General features: G+C 63.2%; 4 protein-coding genes. 3 read left to right on the plus strand and 1 reads right to left on the minus strand.

From position 1 onward, the window contains the following. Positions 1-630: 630 nt before the first annotated feature. Entirely contained in the window at positions 631-1338 is a 708-nt protein-coding gene (locus FSO04_RS44890) for a TorF family putative porin (RefSeq protein ID WP_166618390.1), read from the minus strand. Positions 1339-1647: 309 nt separating this feature from the next. Here FSO04_RS44890 and FSO04_RS44895 point away from each other — a divergent pair, with 309 nt between their 5' ends. From FSO04_RS44895 to FSO04_RS44905, 3 genes are all read left to right on the plus strand, one after another. Continuing rightward, the gene (locus tag FSO04_RS44895; protein WP_154567809.1) at positions 1648-2985 is read left to right on the plus strand and encodes a S8 family peptidase; all 1338 of its coding nucleotides are present in this window, start codon (positions 1648-1650) and stop codon (positions 2983-2985) included. Positions 2986-3252: 267 nt separating this feature from the next. Continuing rightward, positions 3253-3834, plus strand: coding sequence for an RNA polymerase sigma factor (locus tag FSO04_RS44900; RefSeq protein ID WP_233465454.1), 582 nt, complete (start codon positions 3253-3255; stop codon positions 3832-3834). Continuing rightward, positions 3834-4529, plus strand: coding sequence for a hypothetical protein (locus FSO04_RS44905; RefSeq protein ID WP_154567813.1), 696 nt, complete (start codon positions 3834-3836; stop codon positions 4527-4529). Before FSO04_RS44900 ends, FSO04_RS44905 begins: the two co-directional genes overlap by 1 nt. Positions 4530-5091: the final 562 nt, after the last annotated feature.

Genomic DNA, 5091 nt, shown 5'->3' on the forward strand with positions numbered 1-5091 from the left:
GACCGGCACCGTCACGGCCGCCAGAATACACGCGACGAGAAACCCGAGAAGACGGGTGACCGGCATTGTTCCCAAGAAATTCGCTGCCCTCATATGACCTCACTCATGCGGATGACGCGCAACGTTGACGAATCCGGCACGCCGCGAGCGCCTTGTACAACACAGATGCTCCAGGTTCGGTTTATGGCAGCGAGAGGCCGTGCGTAAACCCCGGCACGACTTATGGCGCGGGGCTTGCGCGGTGTCCATGAGGCCCGGACTGCGCACAGGCCGAAGCCGTCGTTGCCCGTATGTAGCCTGTTTTGCGTATTCGGATGCAGGGTCGGAATAAAAAATCAGGGCGCTTGTGTTGCGAGCTACGCATGATCCAAATGCGACTTGCGCATCGAGCAATGCGAATTCCGCATGATCGGTTTGCTCGATTTCGCGCACGATTCGGCCTTTGCAACGTCTTTGATGATGCGCAAGCAGTTCCCTTGCTTCGGGCGCAATTCTTCGCGTCAGGACTTTTTATACCGTGCTTGCGCGGTATTTTCTTCTGCGTGCAGCGCACCTACAACCCTGCTTTCGATGCGGAGCGCACCAACGCGGATCCACATCGCACGTCCGCTTGCTGCTCGCGCGCCGCCGTCAGAATTGCCAGACCACGTCGGCAATCAAGCCGTTGAAGATAATGGGGCCGAGCCGTGCGTCGGCGGTCGCCGAGCCGTTCGTGAAGATGTACCACAGGTCGAACTGCGCGCTGCGGTATTGATAGGTGAGCCCGACGTCGCCATACACGTAACGGATGTCCTTCTCCGCACGCAGATCGTAGTAGCCGATACCGCCGGTGGCCGAAAAGCCATGCACCAGCGGCAGACGTCCGGCGACATCGTACGAAAAAGCCCTCGACCTGGGCGACGGTCCAAAACCTGTATTAGGCGACGCCGTCACCGACACGAATACGCTATCGCGCCATCCTCCCCGCAACGCTGCTTCGTCGTAGTTCATACGGTTAGCGAACGGCACATGCTCGTACTGGTAGTGCGTAAGCGATGCCTGAATGGTCCAGTCGCCGGCAATGCGCCACTCGTATCCACCACTGGCAATGATTTCCGCGCCGGTTTGCGACGACCTGGGTATCTTGAACGACGACGCCGAGATGCCGGCGAAGAGGCCGCCCGCCGGATACCAGCTTGCCGCCGCGCCAACCACGGGCTGGCCGCCGCTCTCGTTGAGCCCACGGGTGGTCCGGCCGGTCGCCGCGTTCAGCTCGAACTGCCAGTCGTTCATCGCGGCCGCGGCGGGGCGGGCGATCAACAACGCAAGCAAGAACAGCAGGTTACCCCGAAGCAACATGCCAAGGCGGCCGGCGGGTGTCGGTGACTCCGGTATCGCGGGACGCGTCGACTCCATAGGTCAGTTTTACTTCCGGCAACCGGGATGTTCTCGTTGGGGGACGCGGACTGATAGGCGCGCGCGTTCGTGTTCGTGCGAATCGTACCGGAAAAGATATTTTTTATCGGCGTGGCAACATTTGCCGAAGGACGTGGCACTCACGCGAGTAACCTGTGCCGCGCGTCGCGATGTCCAGCGAAGGAAGGCCAGCATGATCTCGATCCGGCGCGCTGACGATGTCAGCAGTGCCCACCGAAGTGGGAGAAACCAATGAAACTGACGGATGCGGGGCGCGCCGCGAAGGCGTGGCGAGCGTGGTCCGCCGTGCTGCTGGCGTTGTTGCTGACAGCGTGCGCGGACCTGGCCTTGACGCCGCCACACAACGAGGATGTCGACGCGGCCGCTCTCGCGCGAATGAGCGTGGCCGGCGACCGGATGATCATCGTCGCCGTCGCCAATCCGACGGAGTCGGTGCCGGTGCTGGCGGGCACGACTGCCGGCGGCTACGACGGCGCGCCGGGCTATACCGCCTACGGCAGCGCGCGGGCGACCGTGGCGGCGCTCGAGAAAGACTACTATCTGCGCGAGGTGACCGCGTGGCCCATCGTGGCGCTGCGGGTGCACTGCGCGGTGCTGGAAATCGAGGGCACGCAGTCGCGGGACGAGGTGTTGGCCAAGCTTGCGAAGGATCGGCGGGTGCGCCTCGCGCAACCGCTGCAGTCTTTTCGTACGTCAGGAACCGCACTGACCTACGATCCCAACTTCGAGAGCCTGCAGCGCGGCTTGCAGCAGATCGATGCGCCCGCCGCGCAACGCATTTCGCGCGGCGACGACGTGCGTGTGGCCGTGATCGATACGGGTCTCGACACAGCGCACCCGGACCTGGCCGGACGAATCATCATGACGCGGGATTTCGTCGAGCAGGACAAAACGCGCTTCAACCGCGACGTCCACGGCACGGCGGTGGCCGGGGTCATCGCGGCCAATCCGAACAACGGCCGCGGTGTCATGGGCGTTGCGCCGCGGGCGAAGCTCCTCGCGTTCAAGGCTTGTTGGCAGGCGCCGGCCGCTGCGGGAGAACCCGACGCGGGACCGTCCATCTGCAATTCGCTGACGCTGGCCAAAGCATTGGTCGCCGCGATCGACGCGCATGCGCAGGTCATCAATCTGAGTCTCACCGGCCCGCCCGATCCGCTGCTGGCACAACTCGTCGACTACACGTTGCAGCACGGCGCGATCGTGGTGGGCGCCGTGCCGCCGAACGGCGACCTGCACGCTTTTCCGGTCGGCATTGCGCATGTCATCGCCGCCGACCTGCCGGGTTCGAAAGTCGCAGACGCCGTGCTGCGCGCGCCCGGTCGCGACGTGCTCACGCTGAAACCGGGCGGGCACTACGATTTTCTGTCCGGCTCCTCGTTTTCGGCAGCCTACATTTCCGGCATCACCGCGCTGTTACTCGCGCGGGATCCACATCTCGACGCGTCCGGGGTGTACGCCGCGCTCAAGGTCAGTATGAGCGGTGGCGGAGCCTCGCAGACAGTCAACGCCTGCACTGCGCTCGCTGCCGTCGCGGCTGGCGCGTGCACCACGACGACGATGGCTCAATGAGGGGCGGAGGCGTTTGCGCCTGCGCCACGTGAGCCGTCCCGCATCCCTCCTTCTCCTTAGCGCGGGCACGTTCGCGCGGCACTCCGCTTCAGGATTTCCCTACGACAGAATCAGCAGTTTGCCGGCTTGTGAATTCATGCGGATCAACGCACAGTGATTTGGCAAATTTCCTTGGGTTTTCCGAAACTGTTTCGCAACTTCTTTGCTGCCTGACGCTACCTACGGAGGTCCTGTGCTCATGAGCGGATCGCGACGTGGATCATGTTATTGAATCAAGCCCCTTCTTATTATGCCGACGCGCGTGCGGCCGACGTGAACGACGTGCAGTTGCTGCGTCGCATCGCTGCACAGGACAAGGACGCGCTCGCTTTGCTGTATCGCGAGTACCACCGGCGGCTTGCGCGCTTTCTCAACCGCTTAACCCGGCGTGACGATCTGATCGAGGAAGTGGTCAACGACACGTTCATGGTGGTCTGGAAAAAGGCTGCGGAATTCCGTGGCGACGCGCGCGTGTCGACCTGGCTGATGGGCATTGCTTATCGCGTGACGTTGCGGGCTTTGCGTGACGGCGGTCTGGAACACGATTCGCTCGCGTTGGATTTCGACACCCACGCGGTCGAACCGTTTATCGACCACGAACAGGCCGACTGGTTGGACAAAGGGCTCAGCCGGCTATCGGCGGAGCAGCGCCTCGTTATGGAGCTCGCGTACGTGATGGGGCATTCGCTCGAAGAGATTGCGCAGATAACAGAGTCCTCCGTGAGCACGGTGAAGGCGCGCATGTTCCATGCTCGTGTCAAGCTGCGCAACGTGATGCCGGTGCTGGCGGGCTTTAGCGGGAAAGACTAATGAACATGATGGCAGTCGACGAGGAACGCAAACACTTGCGCATATGGGAGACGCTGCCGTGGATCGTGAACGGCACGGCTGGCGCGGAAGCGGCGAGCGAAGCGCAGGAACATGTGCGCGAATGCACGCTTTGCCGTACCGAACTGGCGCGCCAGCGTTGGCTGTTCACGACGATGAACAAGCACGAGCGGCAAGCGCCGCCTATCGAGCGAGGGCTCGAGGACTTGATGCATCGGATCGACGACGAACAGCGTGAGCCCGACATCCGGCGCGTGCGGGGGCCGTGGTATCGCCGCGCCGGTGCGCAAACGGGATCCCACCGCGTGGCGGTGGTTGCATACGGGCTTGCCGCGATGGTGCTGGTCGAAGCGGGCGCTCTCGCGGTGCTGGGTGGTCGGCGGCCGCCGGGAGAACAACCGCAGCAGGCAACCTATCGCACGCTGTCGGAAGGCGCGGCGCCGGCGCATCGCGCGACGATCAGATTGGTCGTCGATGACGCGATGACGGTCGGCCGACTACATGCGCTGCTCGAATCGCAGCAACTTGAGATCGTGAGCGGTCCTGGACAGAACGGCGTGTATTCGCTCGCGCCGGTCGCCGACGCGGGCGACGTCAGTGCCCAGGTCGCTGTGTTGCGCGCTGCACCGGGTGTGCGATTCGCCGAGCCGGTCGCGGATGCGCGCAGCGCGCAGTAACACGCAGCACTTCTTTCCATGCTTCCCGATAGCGCGCTATCTGTTCCAGCGCGCAGTTTTCGCTGATGCGGCAGCTTCTCCCCGACGTAAACGGGCGCGCGCGCCGGCGGCTGCGCGCGTGCGAGCCGGACATGACGACCGTATGCGGATACCGCGATAAACCATGCGAAACGCGCATGACCCTGCAATCCGGCGGTGATAGGCTGGGCGCCCCGCAGGAGCAGCAGCACCTAGACGTGGATCCACTGGCAACTTTTTTTCGTGGCACTGCTACTTACGGCCGAGAGCATCGATATCGCGTCCGCACAGGAATCGCCTGGATGTGGCGATGACCCCACTGGTTACTCAGCATCGTCGGAGGATTCTGTCATGCCGCGCTCGCTCTAAACCCGTACCCCGCTGTACCCGGCCTGTGGCGATGTCCGGTTTGAGACGCCGTCGGCTGTGGTACAAATAACGATCAACGAATCGGTTCGAGTGTCGGCCTGACCGATTTCAGGACCCGCGATGAGCAAGCTCAAGCGTCTGGACGGGCTGTTCGCCGGCGGTCACTTTGATCGTG

This window comes from Paraburkholderia madseniana (assembly GCF_009690905.1).
Taxonomy (GTDB): domain Bacteria; phylum Pseudomonadota; class Gammaproteobacteria; order Burkholderiales; family Burkholderiaceae; genus Paraburkholderia; species Paraburkholderia madseniana.

Coding starts and splice junctions, on each gene's coding strand:
- FSO04_RS44890 (WP_166618390.1), bottom strand. CDS start 1,338: ATGTTGCTTCGGGGTAACCTGCTGTTCTTGCTTGCGTTGTTGATCGCC.
- FSO04_RS44895 (WP_154567809.1), top strand. CDS start 1,648: ATGAAACTGACGGATGCGGGGCGCGCCGCGAAGGCGTGGCGAGCGTGG.
- FSO04_RS44905 (WP_154567813.1), top strand. CDS start 3,834: ATGAACATGATGGCAGTCGACGAGGAACGCAAACACTTGCGCATATGG.